Source organism: Pseudomonas sp. PWP3-1b2, from assembly GCF_049896045.1.
In the GTDB taxonomy this organism is placed as follows: Bacteria; Pseudomonadota; Gammaproteobacteria; order Pseudomonadales; family Pseudomonadaceae; genus Aquipseudomonas; species Aquipseudomonas antarctica_B.
Map to the genome: position 1 here is coordinate 1 of NZ_JAFCTN010000068.1, position 18,539 is coordinate 18,539.

An 18,539-nucleotide genomic window follows, 5' to 3' on the forward strand; every position below is an offset into this window, starting at 1 on the left:
CTACGCGCTGCTCTCGCATTACCTGGGCTGGGGCTTCTGGATCTGCCTGCCACTGGCCGGCATGGCGGCGGCCACATAGCTGAGCGACCGCCATCGCAGGCAAGCCAGCTCCCACATTGGAACTTCGGCATCCTTATCGGTAAAATGCCGCGTTTTTCGTCACACACCTCCAGCGGATCCAAGCGCCATGGGCACTCTTACGGTCAACCAGAACAAACTGCAAAAACGCCTGCGTCGCCTGGCCGGTGAAGCGGTCGCCGATTTCAATATGATTGAGGACGGCGACAAGGTGATGGTCTGCCTTTCCGGCGGCAAAGACAGCTACACGATGCTCGATGTGCTGCTGCACCTGCAAAAGGTCGCGCCCATCTCGTTCGAAATCGTCGCCGTCAACATGGATCAGAAACAGCCAGGTTTCCCCGAGCATGTACTCCCGGCCTACCTGAAAGCGCTGGGCGTGGACTATCACATCGTCGAAAAAGACACCTATTCGGTGGTCAAGGAACTGATCCCGGAAGGCAAGACCACCTGTTCGCTGTGCTCGCGCCTGCGCCGTGGCACGCTGTACACCTTCGCCGATGAGATCGGCGCAACCAAAATGGCGCTGGGTCATCATCGCGACGATATCGTCGAGACCTTTTTCCTCAACATGTTTTTCAACGGCGCCCTCAAGGCCATGCCGCCCAAGCTGCGCGCCGACGATGGCCGCAACGTGGTGATCCGCCCGCTGGCGTACTGCAACGAAAAAGACATCCAGGCCTACTCCGACCTCAAGCAGTTTCCGATCATCCCGTGCAACCTGTGTGGCTCCCAGGAAAACCTGCAACGCCAGGTGGTCAAGGACATGCTGCTGGAGTGGGAACGCAAGACCCCTGGCCGCACCGAAAGCATCTTCCGCAGTTTGCAGAACGTGCAGCCGTCGCAACTGGCTGACCGCAACCTGTTTGACTTCAACAGCCTCAAGATCGACGAGAGCGCCGCTTCGCGCTTCGTCAATGTAGTGAACCTCTAAGCGATTTCAACGCTCTGACACACGGCGCTTGCGGGCGCCGTTTTCAATTTGATTCCCGGGAGAGGGCATGCGCGATTACAAGTGGTTGCACGAATTTTGTCTGAACCGCTTCGGCTCGGCGGCCGAACTGAACGCCCACCTGCCTGTACCCAAGACCCCGGCGCAACTGCGCAAGATCAGCGATGACCGCTACCTGTCGACCCTGGCGCTTCGGGTATTCCGCGCCGGGCTCAAGCACAGCGTAGTAGACGGCAAATGGCCGGCGTTCGAGCAGGTGTTCTTCGGCTTCGATCCGGAAAAAGTCGTGTTGATGGGCGCCGAGCACCTGGAGCGCCTGATGCAGGACACGCGCATTATCCGGCACCTGGGCAAACTCAAAAGCGTGCCACGCAATGCCCAGATGATTCTGGATATCGAGCAGGAAAAGGGCAGCTTTGGCGCGTTTATCGCCGAATGGCCGGTGACCGATATCGTCGGGTTGTGGAAGTACCTGAGCAAACACGGCCATCAACTGGGCGGCCTGTCGGCCCCGCGCTTCTTGCGCATGGTCGGCAAGGATACTTTTGTACCGAGCTATGACGTGGTGGCGGCGTTGAACGCACAGAAGATCGTCGACAAAGCGCCGACCAGCCTGCGGGATCTGGCGGCGGTGCAGGGGGCTTTCAATCAGTGGCATGCCGAGAGTGGGCGGCCAATGTGCCAGCTGTCGATGATGCTGGCTTACACGGTGAATCATTGAGGCCGAGGTGACCCTATCGCAGGCAAGCCAGCTTCCACAGGGGAATGCATTCCAAATGTGGGAGCTGGCTTGCCTGCGATGGCGATTGTCAGGCTGACACTGGCTCTGCCACCAACCGCCGATTCAACTGATGTCGCCAGCGCACATACAACAACGCGGTACAAAACACCGCCAGGCTCGCCAGCATTTCCAGCACCCCAAACCATTGCCGGTTCGGGTCATAGGCTGCCAGCGCGCCTTTGATGAAATACAAATTCACCACAAAACACATCCACGAATGCCCGCGCGCACTGCCGAGCAGCATTCCCGGTGCGAGCACCAGCAGCGGCACCAGTTCGATCAGCAGAATCACCCAGGGCCGCGCGCCGTGCAGGTCGGCCAAAAACAGGTAATACCCGCACAATAACCCCACCAGTCCCAAAAACGCCAGCAGGCTCAAGACCCTGGCGATTTTGACTCGCGGTTCCAGCCACGCCTGGGGCGGCAGGACCTTAGGTTTGCGGGCCACGGCCGTTCTCCAGCAGGATCGCGGTTTTCGCCAGGCGTAGCCCAAGGGCGCGGCACAAGGTAATTTCGTGGGGGTCGAGCATGCGCTTGCCGTCCGGCCCCGCGTGGTGGCTGGCGCCATACGGCGTGCCGCCGCCCTGCGTGTCGAGCAAGGCCTGTTCGCTGTAGGGCAGGCCGGTGATCAACATGCCGTGGTGCAGCAGCGGCAGCAGCATCGACATCAGCGTGGTTTCCTGGCCGCCGTGCAGGCTGGCGGTGGAGGTAAATACTCCGGCCGGTTTGCCGACGAGCGCGCCGGTCAGCCACAGGTTGCTGGTGCCGTCGATAAAGTATTTGAGCGGTGCGGCCATGTTGCCGAAGCGCGTCGGGCTGCCGAGCGCCAGGGCCGAGCAGTTTTTCAGGTCGTCGAGGCTGGCATACAGCGCACCTTCCTCCGGGATGCTCGGCGCCACGGCCTCGCACTCGGTGGAGATCGCCGGCACGGTGCGCAGTCGCGCTTCCAGCCCGGCTTGCTCGATACCGCGCGCAATGTGTCGCGCCATCTCGCTCACCGAGCCATTGCGGCTGTAATACAACACCAGCACATACGGCGCACTCACGGCAGAATCTCCAGCACGTTTTCCGGCGGCCGGCCAATGATGGCTTTGCTCGCGGTTTCGAGGATCGGGCGTTCCATCAGCTTCGGATGCTCGGCGATCGCGGCGATCAGTTGCGCTTCGCTGAGGCTGTCGTCGGCCAGGTTGAGGGCTTTATATTCCTCTTCGCCAGTGCGCAGCAGTTGGCGCGCGCCGATGCCGAGCTTGCCGAGCAACGCCTTTAATTGCGCGGCATTCAGCGGGGTTTCCAGGTAGCGCACCACAGTCGGCGTAAGGCCACGGGCTTCCAGCAGTTCAAGCGCACCGCGGGATTTCGAGCAGCGCGGGTTGTGATAAAGCGTCAGATCGGTCATGTGCGGGTCGCATCTTGCGTAAGGTGGCGGGTATTCTACCTGCGCAGCAACCTGTCCTTAAACCGTAAGAGGCGATAGGTCGCAGCCAACGTTCATTTTTTTGCGAAGGATTACCCCATGACAAGGCGACTGATCGGTGCATTGGCGATCATCACAACCCTGCTGCTCAGCGGCTGCGGTAACGATTACGGCGTTGACCAATATGGCAAGAAGGTAGCGGCCGAGCGCCTGGACAAACACTGGGTGGTGGTCAATTACTGGGCCGAATGGTGTGGCCCGTGCCGCACGGAAATCCCCGAGCTCAATGCCTTGGCCGAGCAATTGAAAGGGCAGAATGTGGGGGTGTTCGGGGTCAACTTCGACAACGTGCAGGGTGAAGAGCTTAAAGCTGCCAGCGAGAAGCTGGGAATCAAGTTCACCGTACTGGCGCAGAACCCGGAAGAAATCTTCGACATTCCGCGCAGTGAGGCGTTGCCGGTGACCTACATCATCGATGACAAGGGCAAGGTGCGTGAGCAGTTGATGGGCGAGCAGACGGCGGAAGGGGTGTTGGCCAAGCTCAAGGCCTTGCGCGGTTAAAACTGTGGGAGCTGGCTTGTGTGGGAGCTGGCTTGCCTGCGATAGCCTCGCCTCGGTCTGGCAGACATATCGAGTCAGCTGCATCGCAGGCAAGCCAGCTCCCACAGAAAAGCCATCAGCCTTCTTCGCGCCAGAGGCGAATCGGCTTGCCTTCAGCCGGCCAGAAACGCGCCTGCTCCATCGGCGAAATGTCCCAGCGCTCGACGCTTTGCAGGGCCTGGAAGAAGCGGTGTTCCTGCTCCATCAAGGCCTCGGCGCAGAGTTTGCGGGTGCTGCCGATCTTGCCGAAGCTGAGCTTGTCGCCCTCCACGGTGTACGGCGCAAACCAATGGTTGCAGCCGCCATTGCCATAGGCGCGGCCATCAGCGCCGAGGGTGACGGTCAGGTGCGCGTAATCCATCAGCGGCCGCTCGCCAATCCATTCCACCACGTAGCTGTGGTCCTTCTCTAACTTCACCGCGTCGCCGGCGCAGCCCGTCAGGCCAACCCCGACGGCGGCGAGCAGCAGCAGGCCTTTCATTGCCCGGCCTGCTGGCATTTCGGGCAACGGTGCTTGTCGCCTGCGGTGGCCCAGCCCAATTCATTGATGCGCGCAGTGGCAGCCGGTTGCAGCGGCTCTTTGCTCAGCTTGGTTTCCACCGCAAATTCAAAGTCGAGCACGTTGTCGCAGCTGTCGCAGTTAACCTTCCAGGTGTGAATCTCCAACTCGCCGAACTTCGGCCCCTGCGCCATGGCGACCCATTGGCCCGCCGGGCGGATGGAGTAACGCGCGTCACCTTCGACGGTCAGGCGCATCGACAGGGTTTTACTGCCGCGCAAGGTGACGATCAAGACGTCGCCATGCTTGATCGAACCCCCGTTACCGGTGATTTGGTAACGGCCCGGCACCAGAGCGCGGCATTCGATCAGGGTGTGTTGCGGGCTCAGCAAGCTGAAGCGGAAATCGTGTTCGGCCATGGATCCTCCAAATAGGCGCGGCATCCTATCACGGGTGCCGGCTCATCATGAGGCCCGTATGTGACCGCTGATCATCCGTGGACAAGGTTCTGCGGCTGGCCTTTTGCCCATCCCGCAATGTTGGCCAGGGTCGTGCCGGCGATGGCTGCGAGGGCTTCGCGGGTTAGGAACGCCTGGTGGGCAGTGATGATGACGTTGGGGAAGGTCAGCAGGCGGGCGAGCACGTCATCTTGCAGGGGCAGGTCGGAACGGTCCTCGAAAAACAACTGCGCTTCTTCCTCATACACATCCAGCCCCAGGTAGCCGAGCTGGCCGTTCTTGAGCGCTTCGATGAGTGCCGGTGTGTCGACCAAGCCGCCGCGCCCGGTATTGATCAACATCGCGCCGGGCTGCATATGCGCCAGGGACTCGGCGTTGATCAGGTGCTTGCTGTCGTCGGTAAGCGGGCAGTGCAGGCTGATGATCTGCGCCTGAGCGAGCAGCTCGGGCAGGCCCACGTAACGGGCGCCGAGGGCCTCGACCTGCGGGTTGGGAAAGGGGTCATAGGCGAGCAACTGGCAACCGAAACCGGCCATGATTTTGGCGAACGTGGCGCCGATCTGCCCGGTGCCGACCACACCGACGGTCTTGCCCACCAGGTCGAAGCCGGTCAGCCCGTGCAGGCTGAAATCACCGTCGCGGGTGCGGTTGTAGGCGCGATGCAGGCGGCGGTTGAGGGCGAGGATAAGTGCGACCGCGTGTTCGGCCACCGCGTGGGGCGAGTAAGCGGGAACGCGCACGATGGTCAGGCCCAGGCGCTTGGCGGCGGCGAGGTCGACATGGTTGTAACCGGCCGAGCGCAAGGCAATCAGGCGGGTGCCGCCTTTCGCCAGCTGTTCCAGCACCGGGGCGCTGAGGTCGTCGTTGATAAACGCGCAAACCACCTCGTGGTGCTCCGCCAGCGCCACGGTGTCGAGGTTGAGGCGGGCGGGCTGAAATTGCAGCTCGATGCCCGCGGGCAGCGGCTCACCGAGAAAGCTGTCGCGGTCGTAGATTTGGCTGCTGAAAAGGATGACGCGCATCAAAAAGCTCCCTGCACTCACTGAAATAAACCCACAAGCCCGCTCCCACAGAATAGTCAGGCGCTGACGCGCGCCTCACTGGCCAGCCGGGCAATCGCCATGTCCAGCTCATCCAGTGCGGCCATGGCCTTGGCGTCGTCCTGTTTGAGTAGCGTCTCGGCGCGCTGGCAGGCGGCGCGCAACTGCGGGACGCCGCAGTAGCGGGTGGCGCCGTGCAAGCGGTGCACGCGTTCGATCAACGCGTTGTTGTCCTTGGCTTCGCGCGCGACGGTAATGGCCAGGCGGTCGGCTTCCAGGGACGCCAGCAGCATCGCGAGCATGTCGGCGGCCAGATCGCTTTTGTTGGCCGCCAGGCGCAGGCCTTCTTCGTGGTCCAGCACCATCAGTTTCACGCCCGGGCCCACGCTGTCGTTGTTGCGTTCCGGGCCTTGATTGCGCAGTGCCAGCCCCGTCCATTTCAACACCACCTGGGCCAGTTGCCGTTCGCTGATCGGCTTGGTCAGGTAGTCGTCCATACCGCTTTGCAGCAACGCGCGTTTTTCGTTGGCCATCGCGTGGGCGGTGAGGGCAACCACTGGCAGCGGCGTGCCGTGGCGCTCGCTCTCCCACTGGCGGATCGCCTCGGTGCTTTGACGCCCGTCCATGCCCGGCATTTGCACGTCCATCAGCACCAGATCGAAGGTTTCCTGCTTCACCGCATCGATGGCCGCGTAGCCACTGTCGACCGCGTGGACCTTGGCGCCCATGTCCTCAAGCAGGGTTTGCACCAGCAACAAGTTGGCCGGGTTGTCGTCCACGCACAGCACGCGCGGTGCCCGGCTGGACAGCGGTTCGCCGGGCTCGTTGCGCAATGGGCGCGGGCTGATCAGGTCGGCGAGGGCGCGGCGTAACTTGCGCGTACACGCAGGTTTTGCCTGCAACTGACTGTTGGGGTTGGGCACCGATTGGTTGAACAGCATCTGTTCGGTGGTCGGGCACAGCACCAGCACCTTGCAGCCCAGGTGTTCAAGGTCCCACAGGTGCTGGTTGAGGCGTTCAGGCGGAATGTCATTGGCGGTGACGCCGAGTACCGCCAGGTCAATCGCCTGTTCGGTCTGATGGGCGCTGGTAATGCCGTTGGTCAGGCTTTCCAGGGTATTGAACGGCGTGACTTCCAGGCCACAGTCTTCCAATTGATGTTGCAGGGCCTGGCGTGCCAGTTCGTGGTTTTCCAGCACTGCCACGCGACGCCCGAGCAGCGGCGCGCAGGGCAGGTCGTCGACGTCATCACGGGTTTTGGGCAGGCTCAGGCTGATCCAGAATTCCGAACCTTCGCCCGGCGTGCTGTCCACGCCGATTTCACCGCCCATTTGCTCGATCAAGCGTTTGGAGATCACCAGCCCCAAACCGGTGCCGCCGGGCTGGCGTGACAACGAGTTGTCGGCCTGGCTGAACGCCTGGAAAAGCGCGCGCACGTCCTGATTGGACAGGCCTATGCCGGTGTCTTGCACACTGATGCGCAATTGCACACTGTCTTCCTGTTCGTCCTCGACCATCGCGCGGGCCACAATCGTGCCTTCGCGGGTGAACTTGATCGCATTGCTGATCAGGTTGGTCAGGATCTGCTTTAGGCGCAACGGGTCGCCCACCAGGGCCAGCGGGGTGTCCCGGTAGACCAGGCTGACCAGTTCGAGCTGCTTGGCATGGGCGGCGGGGGCGAGGATGGTCAACGTGTCTTGCAGCAAGTCGCGCAGGTTGAACGGCACGCTGTCGAGGACCAGTTTGCCGGCTTCGATTTTCGAGAAATCGAGGATCTCGTTGATGATGCCCAACAGGTTGTCGGCGGATTTTTCGATGGTGCCCAGGTAATCCAGCTGGCGCGGCGACAGTTCGCTTTTTTGCAGCAGGTGGGTAAAACCGAGGATGCCGTTGAGCGGGGTGCGGATTTCATGGCTCATGTTGGCCAAAAATTCCGACTTGATGCGGCTGGCCTCCAGGGCCTCTTTACGCGCCAGGTCCAGCTCGATGTTCTGGATTTCAATGGTTTCCAGGTTCTGGCGCACGTCTTCGGTGGCTTGGTCGATGCTGTGTTGCAGTTCTTCCTGGGCATTTTGCAGGGTTTCGGCCATGCGGTTGATGCCCGAAGCCAACTGGTCCAATTCCTGGCTGCCAAGCGGTGGCAGTCGGGTTTCCAGGTTGCCGTCCTTAAGCTGGGCCACGGCTTGCTTGATCTTGCCAATCGGCGAATTGATGGTGCGGCTGATGCGCAGCGCCAGGGCAGCGGTGCAGATCAGGCCAATGGCGATCAGCAGCAGGCTGGCAAACAGGCTGCGGTAGCCGCGCAACAGCATGCCATTGTGGGACAGCTCCACTTCCACCCAGCCCAGCAAGCGGTCGGCTTCATCGGGGATCAACTCGCCGGCGAGGTTGCGGTGGCGGCCAAACACCGGCAGCAAGTAGCGCGTGGCGTCATTGCCGGTGCGCTGCAACAGGTGCGAACTGTTGCCGACCGGTGGCTGGTTGAGCATGGTCGGGCCGGCGTGAGCCAGGGGCGAGCGGTCCGGGGCGAGGAACGACACGGTACGCACATCGGTTTGCTCCAGAGACTGGGTGGCAATGCGCTCGAGCAGGTCGGTGTTCTTGACGCTGAGGGCAGGGGCCACCAGCGGCGCCAGCTGTTCGGCAATCATTTCGCCGCGTTGCAGCAACTGGGCCTGCAACTCCGAGAGCTGCATCCAGGTGAAATAGCCTCCCAACAACAAGGCCATCAGGCTGGTCGGTAATAAGGTCAGCAACAGTACGCGGCCTTTTATCCCCATTCTTCTAAGCACGCCACTCTCCTGCTACCACACTGTTATCAATTATCCGCACGGGCATCCGGCCCGCGCCACTTGCGCAGTGTAGCCATTTGCTGGCTGTGGAATCTTGCAAATTCATGACTTGCCGCAATCTTCGGGCCATTGGCCGCCGGTTGGCGATTGCCTGTGGGCATTTAATCTTTAATAATCAGCTATTGAGAATGACTTGCAGACGCTAATGAATCCCGCAGCAGTTGGCCTACCCAGTATCCTGACCATCGAAGATGACCCCGTATTGGGCGCCTACGTCCATGAACATCTGGGGCATTGCGGTTTTGAGGTCACGTGGTGCCAAAATGGCCAGCAGGGTCTGCAAATGGCGCGAGATAAGGCGTTCGATGTGGTGCTGATGGATATCCTGCTGCCGGGGCTGGATGGGCTGTCGATCCTCACCCATTTGCGTCAGAGCCATTCGATTCCGGTCATCCTCATGTCGGCCCTGGGGGCCGAAGCCGACCGTGTCAGCGGGTTTCGGCTAGGGGCCGACGACTACCTGCCCAAGCCGTTCAGCATGATTGAGCTGCGTGTGCGCATCGAAGCGATCCTGCGCCGCGTGGCCCTGGACCGTCGGCCATTGCCGCACCGTGTACCGGCGCGAGACGACGTCTGTGCGCTGCGTTTTGACGATGAACTGTGCGACGTGTTCCACGGGCACCACGGCGCGGGGCTGACCCGCAGCGAATACCGTCTGCTGGAAACCTTGCACCGCAACGGGGATGAGGTCCTCAGCAAAGCCTTTCTTTATCAGCATGTGTTGCAGCGCGGCTATGCCCCTCACGACCGCAGCCTGGATATGCATATCAGCCAGATTCGCCGCAAACTCAAGGCCATCGGCTACCACGCGCGCCAGGTGCGCACGGTGTGGGGCAAGGGCTATGTGCTGAGCGGTCATGATGAAGGGCTTTGAGCGGCTGCCCGGCAAGCATTCGTTATTCTGGAAACTGGCCTGCCTGCTGATCGCCTTTTGTTTGCTGATGATTTGGCTCAGTTGGTCCTGGGGCCGCTACATGGAACAGCAGAACGCCTATATAGCCGAAGAGTCCCGCGAGGTTCTGCGAGGTTACGCGGCGGAGGCCGAATTGGCGTGGAATACCCAGGGCAGTGCGGGGCTGGATGCGTGGTTGCAGGCGATGGCCGCGCGCGAAACCGTCTGGGTTGGTGTGATCGGCAATGACCTGCAATCGCTCAGCAGCGTGCCGTTAAGCGATAAGGAGAGCCAGCGCCTGACCTTTTTGCGCGGGTTGGAGTGGCCGGTCAGTCGGCACGTCAACGGCCTGCCGTGGCTGAAGATTGCGTTTCCGGTGGATCCGGACGCAGGCTCATTGGTGATTGAACTGCCCAAACGCTTTATGCCGGGGCGCTATCAGCTGTTCTGGCGAATGGTGACCAATGGTGTGATCCCGGGTCTGTTTACCTTGTTCCTGTGTATTGGCCTGTATCGGCTATTGATCATGCCCCTCAACCAACTGCGCGAGCAGGCCAACGCCTGGCGTGCTGACCAGCTGCATACGCGCATGTCGCGCGAGGCGACCAGTCGCAAGGATGAATTGGGCGAGCTGGGCCGCGCGTTTGACCACATGTCAGAGCGCTTGCAGGGCACCGTGGCGTTGCAGCACCAGTTGCTGCGTGACATGTCCCATGAACTGCGCACGCCGCTGAGCCGTTTGCGCGTGGCCTGCGACAGTGAGCAAAATCTCTCGCAACTGCGTGATCGGCTAAGCCGCGAAATCGACGGCATGCAGCGCCTGGTGGAAGACAGTTTGCAACTGGCCTGGCTCGACAGCGAACGCACACCGTTGCCCTGCGAGGACATTCAGCTCCAGGCGTTGTGGGACATGCTGCGGGAAAACGCCTGCTTTGAAAGTGACTGGCCAGCGTCTCGCTTGCCCTGCCTGCTGCCGGCCGACTGCTGGGTGCGCGGTAACCTGAATGCGCTGGCCCAGGCCCTGGAAAATATCCTGCGCAACGCCATTCGGCATTCTCCCGCGCACGGGCGGGTGACGCTGGACGGTCGCCGTGAAGGTGATTATTGGCACATCTGGCTGGAGGATCAGGGCGGGGGCATTGATGAACAGCACCTGGAGCGGATCTTCGCGCCGTTCACCCGCCTGGAAGGATCGCGGCCCGGGGACGGCGGTTTCGGCCTCGGCCTGAGCATCGCCCGTAACGCTGTGAGGCGTCAGGGCGGCCACTTGTGGGCCGAAAATAGCGGTCAGGGCTTGAGCGTGCATCTGCAGCTGCTGGCCCGTTAACCTCCACGCGCGCGGCGCTGTTTGCGCTTTTTCCATTGGTGCCCGACCCACCAGCGCCAATAGCCCATGGTCAGGAGGTAGGCCAGCGCGCCCAATACCAGCCCCAACACCACAGACCCCAGCAGGAAAGGCTGCCACAGCGTGCTCAACTGCCCGCTGATCCACTCCCACGTGAGGTTGTCGGGCAGGCTGCGTGGCGGCACATTCATCAGCCACGCACCGGTCATGTAGGTGCAGACAAACACCACCGGCATGGTAATCGGGTTGGTGAGCCACACCAGGCTGACGGCGATGGGCATATTGCCGCGCACGGCAATTGCCAGCACCGCCGCCAACAACATCTGCAGTGGAATCGGGATGAACGCCGCGAACAAACCCACCGCCATGGCGCGCGCGACAGAGTGCCGGTTCAGGTGCCAGAGGTTTGGATCGTGCAGCAAGGTGCCGAGAAACTGTAATGACTTGTGTTCCCGGATGCTGCTGGGATCGGGCATGTACCGCTTGAATAGGCGCCGGGGCATAAGGGGTCCAGGTCAGTTCGAGGGGCAAGTATGCCCGCATTCTATAAACAGAAAATTCAGACTTTGTGACAAAACATCATAGGGCGACCACCGCGACCAGCTAAGACTGAGTGGATCACTTGAAAAGGATGATTCATGAGAACAGGGCTGTTCGCACTCAGCATCGGCTTGCTGTCGCTGCGGTTTCTACCGGCACTGCCGTCGACCGGCTGGCTGCTAGCCATGCCGGTCATGGCGTTGATGCTGTTGCCGTTTCGTACCTATCCGCTGGGTTTTTTCCTGCTGGGGTTGAGCTGGGCGTGCATGAGTGCGCAGTGGGCGCTGGACGATCGCCTCAACCCCGCACTGGACGGGCAAACGCGCTGGGTTGAAGGCCGTGTGGTCGGTTTGCCGCAGCAGACACCGGCCGGCGTACGCTTCGAACTGGCCGACAGTCGGTCGCGTACTACTCGATTACCCCAGCGCATCCGCGTGTCCTGGCATGGTGGCCCGCCGGTAAACAGCGGCGAGCGCTGGCGTCTGGCACTGACGCTCAAGCGGCCGTCTGGTTTGCTCAACTTTCACGGTTTTGACTATGAAGCCTGGCTACTCGCCCAGCGCGTCGGGGCCACTGCATCGGTGAAAGACGGCGAACGCCTGGCGCCGGCGCGCAATGCCTGGCGCGATCCGCTGCGCCAGCGGCTGCAGGCTGTGGATGCACAAGGCCGTGAAGCGGCGGTCGCGGCGTTGGTGCTGGGGGACGGCGCCGGGCTGGAGGCTGAAGAGTGGCAAGTACTGCAAGACACCGGCACCGTGCATTTGCTGGTCATTTCCGGCCAGCACATCGGTTTGCTGGCCGGGTTGATCTACGGCCTCATCGCAGGGCTGGCGCGATACGGGTGTTGGCCGCGCAGCCTGCCGTGGCTGCCGTGGGCGTGCGGGCTGGCCTTTGCTGCGGCGCTGAGCTACGGCCTACTGGCGGGGTTCGGTGTGCCGGTGCAGCGTGCGTGTGTAATGGTTGGGCTGGTGTTGCTCTGGCGCCTGCGTTTTCGGCACCTGGGCGTCTGGTTGCCGCTGTTGCTGGCGCTGAATGGTGTGTTGATGCTTGAGCCTTTGGCCAGCTTGCAGCCGGGGTTCTGGTTGTCGTTTGCGGCAGTCGCAATTCTGATAGTCGCCTTCGGCGGGCGCCTGGGGCCCTGGAGCGTCTGGCAGGTGTGGACCCGTCCGCAGTGGCTGATCGCCGTGGGTATGTTTCCGGTGTTGCTGGTGCTGGGGTTGCCGATCAGTCTCAGCGCGCCCGTGGCGAATGTGTTTGCGGTGCCGTGGATCAGCCTGGTGGTGTTGCCGCTGGCGTTGCTCGGCACGGCACTGCTGGCGGTGCCTTGGGTGGGCGAAGCGCTGCTGTGGTTGGCCGGTGGTGCGCTGGATTGGCTGTTCAAGCTGCTGACGCTGTTGGCCGAGCAACGCCCGGCCTGGATACCCGCCGAAGTGCCCCTGGGCTTTTGGTGTATGAGTGTGGCGGGCGCGGTATTGGTGCTGCTGCCCAAAGGTGTGCCCTTTCGGCTGCTGGGCTGGCCAATGCTGTTACTGGCCGTTTTCCCGCCTAAAGAGCAGGTGCCCCATGGGCGGGTGGACGTGGTGCAACTGGATGTTGGTCAGGGGCAGTCGGTCATCCTGCGCACCCGTAATCACGCGCTGCTCTACGACGCGGGTCCGCGCTCGGGTGCAATCGACCTTGGCGCCCGTGTGGTACTGCCGTCGTTGAGAAAACTCGGGGTAGGCGCGCTGGACATGATGGTGCTCAGCCACGCCCATGCCGATCACGTGGGCGGGGCGGCGGCGGTGGCCCGTGAGCTTTCTGTCAGGCGAGTGGTCGGCGGGGAAACCGACGGCTTGCCCGTGTTTCTCGATGCTCAAGCGTGCATCAGCGGTGAGCGTTGGGCGTGGGATGGCGTGCTGTTTGAGCTGTGGCAGTGGCCTGGCGCCACTGCCAGCAACCCAAAGTCCTGCGTGCTGCGGGTGCAGGCCAATGGCGAGGGCCTCCTGCTGACCGGCGATATAGATCGCGCAGCCGAAACAGCGTTCCTGGCCTCACCCCTGGCAGTGCGCACCGACTGGCTGCAAGCACCTCATCATGGCAGTCGCAGTTCTTCATCCGTCGCCTTTGTGCAGCGCCTCGCGCCAGGGTCAGTGCTGATTTCCCGAGGCCGTGGCAACGCATTCGGTCATCCCCATCCGCAGGTGGTGGCGCGCTATCGGGCAGTGGGCAGCCAGGTGTATGACAGCGCCGAGCAGGGGGCTGTGCGGCTGCAATTGGGCGCGTTTAAAGCACCGATGGTTGCGCGCAGTCAACGCCGTTTCTGGCGCGAAGCGTTACCGTAATCCTGCGTTACCAAAGACTGGAGCCCGCGACGGGCGGGTCCAGGGCGGACGAACCCCGCGACTGAACCTATATGGTAAAGTGGCGCACTTTTTCGAGGGGACATTCACTGTGTGGGAATTGGTCAAATCCGGCGGCTGGATGATGTTGCCGATCATCTTGAGCTCCATCGCCGCACTCGGCATCGTTGCCGAACGCCTGTGGACCCTGCGCGCCAGCCGTATCACGCCCGATCATCTGTTGGGGCAGGTCTGGGGCTGGATCAAAAACAAGCAGCTGGACAAGGACAAACTCAAGGAACTGCGCGCCAACTCGCCCTTGGGTGAAATTCTCGCTGCGGGCCTGGCCAACTCCAAACATGGTCGCGAGATCATGAAAGAGTGCATCGAGGAGGCCGCCGCCCGGGTCATCCATGAAATGGAGCGCTACATCAATGCGCTTGGCACCATTGCGGCCATGGCGCCGCTGCTTGGTTTGCTGGGGACGGTACTGGGCATGATCGACATTTTCAGCTCGTTCATGGGCTCGGGTATGACCACCAACGCTGCTGTGCTGGCGGGGGGCATTTCCAAGGCATTGATCACTACGGCTGCGGGCTTGATGGTGGGTATTCCTTCGGTGTTCTTCCACCGTTTCCTGCAACGACGCATCGATGAATTGGTGGTCGGCATGGAACAGGAAGCCATCAAACTGGTGGAAGTGGTGCAGGGCGACCGTGATGTTGATTTCGTCGAGGGCCGAGCGTGAAATTTCGCCGTAAGCGACGGGAAAACATTGATATCAACCTCGCGTCCCTGATCGACGTGGTGTTTATCCTGCTGCTGTTTTTTGTCGTCACCACCACGTTTACCCGGCAAACCCAGCTGCGTGTTGACCTGCCGGAAGCGGTAAGCGGTTCGCCAGCCGAGGACCAGGAAGTCAAACAGCTGGACGTTGCCATCAGCGCCGACGGAGTGTTTTCGGTGAATAACCAGTTGCTTGAGAAAAACGACCTCAAGAGCCTGATGGACGCCCTGCAGAAAGAGTCCGGCGGTGATACCAACCTGCCGCTGTCGATCAGTGCCGATGGCAAGACCCAGCATCAAGCCGTGATCACCGCAATGGATGCCGCCGGCAAGCTCGGCTTCAGCCATTTGCGCATGACCACCGTCGAGGCGGCGAGCCAACCCTGATGGCCATGTCTGATCGTTTGCTCAAAGCCTGGTATGAAGGCCATCCTGCCCTCGCGCTCTTGCGCCCGTTGGAGTCTTTGTACCGCCGAGTGGTGCAGCGCAAGCGCGCGCGGTTCCTGGCGGGCGAGGGCGAGATCTACCAATCGCCGGTGCCGGTGGTGGTGGTCGGCAACATTACGGTGGGCGGTACGGGCAAGACGCCAATGATTCTGTGGCTGATCGAGCATTGCCGGCGCAGTGGTTTGCGCGTCGGCGTGGTCAGTCGTGGCTACGGTGCCAAACCGCCACAATTGCCGTGGCGAGTCGAGGCCCACCACAGCGCCGAGGTGGCCGGTGATGAGCCGTTGCTGATCGTGCAGCGTTGCGGCGTACCGTTGATGATCGATCCCGATCGCGGTCGCGCGGTTGAAGCGCTGCTGGCCAGCGAGCCGCTTGACCTGATTCTTTCCGACGACGGGTTACAGCATTACCGCCTGGCTCGCGACCTTGAACTGGTGCTGATCGACGCCGCACGCGGCTTGGGCAACCGCCGTTGCCTGCCTGCCGGGCCGTTGCGTGAGCCGGTTGAGCGCTTGCAGAGTGTCGATGCGCTGCTCTACAACGGCGCCGCAGCGGATCGGGAGGACGGTTTCGCCTTTCGCCTGATGCCTGCGGCGCTGATCAATCTGAAAACCGCCGAGCGCCAGCCGGTCGATTATTTCCCCGCTGGCCAGCAGGTGCATGCGGTCGCCGGCATAGGTAACCCGCAACGTTTCTTCACTACCCTTGAAACGCTACACTGGCGGCCAGTACCCCATGCGTTTGCCGACCACGCGCCCTATAGCGCAGAGGTCCTGAATTTTACGCCGTCATTGCCGCTGGTCATGACTGAAAAGGACGCGGTGAAGTGCCGCGCCTTTGCCAGGCCCGACTGGTGGTACCTTGCGGTGGATGCGGTGCCGTCGCCGGCGTTTGTCGCCTGGTTCGACACACAGTTGATGCGCCTGTTGCCCGCCCGTCTTTTGCCTTAATCCGCTTTTTTCCAGGAAACATTCATGGACACCAAACTGCTCGATATCCTCGCTTGCCCGATCTGCAAAGGCCCGCTCAAGCTCAGCGCCGACAAAACCGAGTTGATCAGCAAAGGTGCTGGCCTGGCTTACCCGATCCGTGATGGCATCCCGGTGATGCTGGAAAGCGAAGCGCGCACCCTGACCACCGACGAGCGCCTGGATAAATGACCACAGCCTTTACCGTTGTCATTCCCTCCCGCTATGCATCGACCCGCCTGCCGGGCAAACCGCTGCAATTGATCGGCGACAAGCCGATGATCCAGCTGGTGTGGGAACAGGCCTGTAAAAGTAGCGCCGAACGCGTCGTGGTCGCCACCGATGACCCGCGCATCATCGAGGCCTGCAAGGGCTTTGGCGCCGAAGCGGTGCTGACCCGTGAGGACCACAATTCCGGCACCGACCGTCTGGCCGAAGTCGCCACGCACCTGGGCCTGGCGCCTGATGCGATTGTCGTCAACGTACAGGGCGACGAGCCGCTGATCCCGCCAAGCGTGATTGATCAGGTGGCTGCCAACCTGGCCGCCCATGGCGAAGCGCGCATGGCGACCCTCGCCGAACCCATCGAAGACATCGACACCCTGTTCAACCCGAACGTGGTGAAAGTGGTCACCGACATCAACGGCCTGGCGCTGACCTTCAGCCGCTCCACCTTGCCGTGGGCGCGTGACGCGTTCGCCAAGAGCCGCGACGTATTGCCGGAAGGCGTGCCGTACCGCCGTCACATCGGCATCTACGCCTATCGCGCGGGTTTTCTGCATGACTTCGTGAGCTGGGGCCCGTGCTGGCTGGAAAACACTGAATCCCTGGAACAACTGCGTGCCCTGTGGCACGGCGTGCGCATCCATGTGGGCGATGCTCTGGAAGCGCCGCCAGCTGGTGTCGACACCCCGGAAGACCTTGAGCGCGTCCGTCGCCTGCTGGGGGCTTGATGGACGTTTTGTTCGTCTGCCTGGGCAACATTTGCCGCTCGCCCACCGCTGAAGGCGTATTGCGCCATAAATTGCGCGCCGCGGGCCTGGCGGGCCAGGTCGAGGTGGCGTCTGCCGGTACAGGCGAGTGGCATGTCGGCAACCCGCCGGACCGGCGTAGCCAGCAAGCGGCGCTGGCGCGAGGTTATGACTTGTCGGCCCAGCGTGCCCAGCAGGTGTGCCGCGCCGATTTCTCGCGTTATGACCTGATCCTGGCCATGGACCACAGCAACCTGCGCAACCTCAAGGCCATGCAGCCGGGGCAGGGCAAGGCCGAGCTGGATTTGTTCCTGCGCCGCTACGACGGCGAAGTTGACGAAGTGCCAGACCCTTACTACGAAGGCGAACAAGGCTTTGAACGAGTCCTGGACCTGATCGAAACAGCCTGTGATTTATTGGTCATTGAATTGAAGGGGCGGTTATGACCTTGCAAGTGCTCTCGCAGGTATCGCTCAAGCCCTTCAACAGCTTTGGCATCGACGTGCGCGCTCAACTGTTCGCCGAAGCGCACAGCGACGCCGAGGTGCGTGATGCCCTGGCCTATGCGGCTGCGCAAGCGTTGCCATTGCTGGTCATCGGCGGTGGCAGCAACTTGCTGCTGACGCAGGACATTCCGGCATTGGTGCTGCGCATGGCGACCCAAGGCATTCGGGTGCTGCAAGATGACGGTGTGCACGTGGTGGTCGAGGCCGAAGCGGGCGAGGCCTGGCATCCGTTTGTGCTGTGGACCTTGGCGCACGGCTTTTGCGGTCTGGAAAACCTCAGCCTCATACCCGGCACCGTCGGTGCGGCGCCGATGCAGAACATTGGTGCGTACGGCATTGAGATCAAGGACGTATTTTCCGGCCTGACCGCGCTGGATCGTCAGACCGGCGAGCTGCGCGATTTCAATCTGGAAGACTGCCAGTTCGCCTACCGCGACAGCCTGTTCAAGCATCAAACCGGGCGTTGGTTGATTCTGCGCGTGCGTTTTGCCTTGAGCCGGGCCAGCAAACTGAAACTCGACTACGGCCCGGTGCAACAGCGCCTGGCGGCGCAGGGGATTAGTGAGCCAACGCCAAGCGACGTCAGCCGAGCGATTTGCAGCATCCGCCGTGAAAAGCTGCCGGACCCTGCGCAGTTAGGGAATGCCGGGAGCTTCTTCAAGAACCCGCTGGTGTCCCAGGCACTGGCAACCGAGCTGCAAGCGCTGTATCCGGATCTGGTCGCCTACCCACAGCCCGACGGGCAGATGAAGCTTGCCGCTGGCTGGCTGATCGACAAAGCCGGCTGGAAGGGCTTTCGCGATGGTGACGCGGGCGTGCACGCGCTACAGGCGCTGGTGCTGGTCAATTATGGCACTGCCTCCGGGCACGACATTGCGAACCTGGCGCTGCGTATCCAGCAGGACATCGCCGAGCGCTTCAAGGTAAACCTGGAAATGGAACCCAACCGGTACTGAATCGGCGGGCAATAAAAAGCCCCGTATCTTTCGATACGGGGCTTTTTTTATGCCGCTGTCTCGCCCTGAATAAGGTTTACACCTTCTGAAGTCTTATCAGGACGGTGTAATGGATACGGGCGCGAAACGCAGT

21 protein-coding genes are annotated in these 18,539 nt (G+C 61.8%); 13 read left to right on the forward strand and 8 right to left on the reverse strand.

The annotated features are described in order from the left end of the window. The first annotated feature begins 187 nt into the window (after positions 1 to 187). On the forward strand, positions 188 to 1,012 hold the full coding sequence (ttcA, locus tag ACP7A2_RS26200) for a tRNA 2-thiocytidine(32) synthetase TtcA (protein ID WP_426136688.1): 825 nt from the start codon (positions 188 to 190) through the stop codon (positions 1,010 to 1,012). Between the two features lie 67 nt (positions 1,013 to 1,079). Beyond that, the gene (locus ACP7A2_RS26205; RefSeq protein ID WP_348058682.1) at positions 1,080 to 1,751 is read left to right on the forward strand and encodes a DNA-3-methyladenine glycosylase I; all 672 of its coding nucleotides are present in this window, start codon (positions 1,080 to 1,082) and stop codon (positions 1,749 to 1,751) included. 88 nt (positions 1,752 to 1,839) lie between these two features. Here ACP7A2_RS26205 and ACP7A2_RS26210 read toward each other — a convergent pair whose 3' ends face one another. Genes ACP7A2_RS26210 through arsC form a run of 3 tightly spaced genes read right to left on the reverse strand, consistent with a single transcriptional unit; the run spans position 1,840 to position 3,207 of the window. Then, positions 1,840 to 2,259, reverse strand: coding sequence for a DUF2069 domain-containing protein (locus ACP7A2_RS26210; protein WP_426136689.1), 420 nt, complete (start codon positions 2,257 to 2,259; stop codon positions 1,840 to 1,842). Further along, positions 2,243 to 2,857: an NAD(P)H:quinone oxidoreductase gene (wrbA, locus tag ACP7A2_RS26215; protein WP_426136690.1), complete on the reverse strand. Its 615-nt coding sequence runs from the start codon at positions 2,855 to 2,857 to the stop codon at positions 2,243 to 2,245. Before wrbA ends, ACP7A2_RS26210 begins: the two co-directional genes overlap by 17 nt. Then, on the reverse strand, positions 2,854 to 3,207 hold the full coding sequence (gene arsC / locus ACP7A2_RS26220; protein ID WP_426136692.1) for an arsenate reductase (glutaredoxin): 354 nt from the start codon (positions 3,205 to 3,207) through the stop codon (positions 2,854 to 2,856). The genes wrbA and arsC overlap by 4 nt, the downstream gene beginning before the upstream one ends. Positions 3,208 to 3,324: 117 nt before the next feature. Between arsC and ACP7A2_RS26225 the strand changes: the two genes are divergently transcribed. Further along, complete coding sequence (locus ACP7A2_RS26225) at positions 3,325 to 3,786, forward strand: TlpA family protein disulfide reductase (RefSeq protein ID WP_426136693.1); 462 nt, start codon at positions 3,325 to 3,327, stop codon at positions 3,784 to 3,786. A gap of 115 nt (positions 3,787 to 3,901) precedes the next feature. On the opposite strand, the gene ACP7A2_RS26230 is transcribed toward ACP7A2_RS26225, so the two are convergent. From ACP7A2_RS26230 to ACP7A2_RS26245, 4 genes are all read right to left on the reverse strand, one after another. Further along, a complete protein-coding gene (locus ACP7A2_RS26230; protein WP_426136694.1) occupies positions 3,902 to 4,306 on the reverse strand; it encodes an META domain-containing protein in 405 nt (134 codons plus the stop codon). After that, the gene (locus ACP7A2_RS26235) at positions 4,303 to 4,743 is read right to left on the reverse strand and encodes a hypothetical protein (protein ID WP_426136695.1); all 441 of its coding nucleotides are present in this window, start codon (positions 4,741 to 4,743) and stop codon (positions 4,303 to 4,305) included. Before ACP7A2_RS26235 ends, ACP7A2_RS26230 begins: the two co-directional genes overlap by 4 nt. Positions 4,744 to 4,814: 71 nt before the next feature. After that, the gene (locus ACP7A2_RS26240; RefSeq protein WP_426136696.1) at positions 4,815 to 5,804 is read right to left on the reverse strand and encodes a 2-hydroxyacid dehydrogenase; all 990 of its coding nucleotides are present in this window, start codon (positions 5,802 to 5,804) and stop codon (positions 4,815 to 4,817) included. Between the two features lie 56 nt (positions 5,805 to 5,860). Then, on the reverse strand, positions 5,861 to 8,614 hold the full coding sequence (locus tag ACP7A2_RS26245) for a response regulator (protein ID WP_426136697.1): 2,754 nt from the start codon (positions 8,612 to 8,614) through the stop codon (positions 5,861 to 5,863). Between the two features lie 205 nt (positions 8,615 to 8,819). Here ACP7A2_RS26245 and ACP7A2_RS26250 point away from each other — a divergent pair, with 205 nt between their 5' ends. Further along, entirely contained in the window at positions 8,820 to 9,548 is a 729-nt protein-coding gene (locus ACP7A2_RS26250; RefSeq protein ID WP_426136698.1) for a response regulator transcription factor, read from the forward strand. Then, positions 9,535 to 10,893 carry a histidine kinase sensor domain-containing protein gene (locus ACP7A2_RS26255; RefSeq protein WP_426136710.1) on the forward strand — a complete coding sequence of 453 codons (1,359 nt, stop codon included), beginning with the start codon at positions 9,535 to 9,537 and terminating at the stop codon, positions 10,891 to 10,893. Before ACP7A2_RS26250 ends, ACP7A2_RS26255 begins: the two co-directional genes overlap by 14 nt. On the opposite strand, the gene ACP7A2_RS26260 is transcribed toward ACP7A2_RS26255, so the two are convergent. Continuing rightward, complete coding sequence (locus ACP7A2_RS26260) at positions 10,890 to 11,414, reverse strand: DUF2062 domain-containing protein (RefSeq protein ID WP_426136700.1); 525 nt, start codon at positions 11,412 to 11,414, stop codon at positions 10,890 to 10,892. The genes ACP7A2_RS26255 and ACP7A2_RS26260 overlap by 4 nt on opposite strands. Before the next feature lie 135 nt (positions 11,415 to 11,549). Between ACP7A2_RS26260 and ACP7A2_RS26265 the strand changes: the two genes are divergently transcribed. The 8 genes from ACP7A2_RS26265 to murB all read left to right on the forward strand — a co-directional run bounded on the left by ACP7A2_RS26265 (position 11,550) and on the right by murB (position 18,406). Further along, positions 11,550 to 13,775 (forward strand): DNA internalization-related competence protein ComEC/Rec2, encoded by a 2,226-nt coding sequence (locus ACP7A2_RS26265; RefSeq protein ID WP_426136701.1) that lies wholly within the window; start codon positions 11,550 to 11,552, stop codon positions 13,773 to 13,775. A gap of 109 nt (positions 13,776 to 13,884) precedes the next feature. Further along, positions 13,885 to 14,520 carry a MotA/TolQ/ExbB proton channel family protein gene (locus ACP7A2_RS26270; RefSeq protein ID WP_348061839.1) on the forward strand — a complete coding sequence of 212 codons (636 nt, stop codon included), beginning with the start codon at positions 13,885 to 13,887 and terminating at the stop codon, positions 14,518 to 14,520. Beyond that, the gene (locus ACP7A2_RS26275) at positions 14,517 to 14,945 is read left to right on the forward strand and encodes an ExbD/TolR family protein (protein WP_426136703.1); all 429 of its coding nucleotides are present in this window, start codon (positions 14,517 to 14,519) and stop codon (positions 14,943 to 14,945) included. The genes ACP7A2_RS26270 and ACP7A2_RS26275 overlap by 4 nt, the downstream gene beginning before the upstream one ends. Continuing rightward, positions 14,945 to 15,955 (forward strand): tetraacyldisaccharide 4'-kinase, encoded by a 1,011-nt coding sequence (gene lpxK / locus ACP7A2_RS26280; RefSeq protein ID WP_426136704.1) that lies wholly within the window; start codon positions 14,945 to 14,947, stop codon positions 15,953 to 15,955. The genes ACP7A2_RS26275 and lpxK overlap by 1 nt, the downstream gene beginning before the upstream one ends. 24 nt (positions 15,956 to 15,979) lie before the next feature. Then, positions 15,980 to 16,165: a Trm112 family protein gene (locus ACP7A2_RS26285; RefSeq protein WP_003174668.1), complete on the forward strand. Its 186-nt coding sequence runs from the start codon at positions 15,980 to 15,982 to the stop codon at positions 16,163 to 16,165. Continuing rightward, entirely contained in the window at positions 16,162 to 16,926 is a 765-nt protein-coding gene (gene kdsB, locus ACP7A2_RS26290) for a 3-deoxy-manno-octulosonate cytidylyltransferase (RefSeq protein ID WP_426136706.1), read from the forward strand. The genes ACP7A2_RS26285 and kdsB overlap by 4 nt, the downstream gene beginning before the upstream one ends. Then, positions 16,926 to 17,390, forward strand: a complete 465-nt coding sequence (locus ACP7A2_RS26295; protein ID WP_426136707.1) for a low molecular weight protein-tyrosine-phosphatase — start codon at positions 16,926 to 16,928, stop codon at positions 17,388 to 17,390. The genes kdsB and ACP7A2_RS26295 overlap by 1 nt, the downstream gene beginning before the upstream one ends. Then, the gene (murB, locus tag ACP7A2_RS26300) at positions 17,387 to 18,406 is read left to right on the forward strand and encodes a UDP-N-acetylmuramate dehydrogenase (RefSeq protein WP_426136709.1); all 1,020 of its coding nucleotides are present in this window, start codon (positions 17,387 to 17,389) and stop codon (positions 18,404 to 18,406) included. Before ACP7A2_RS26295 ends, murB begins: the two co-directional genes overlap by 4 nt. The last annotated feature ends 133 nt before the right edge of the window (positions 18,407 to 18,539 follow it).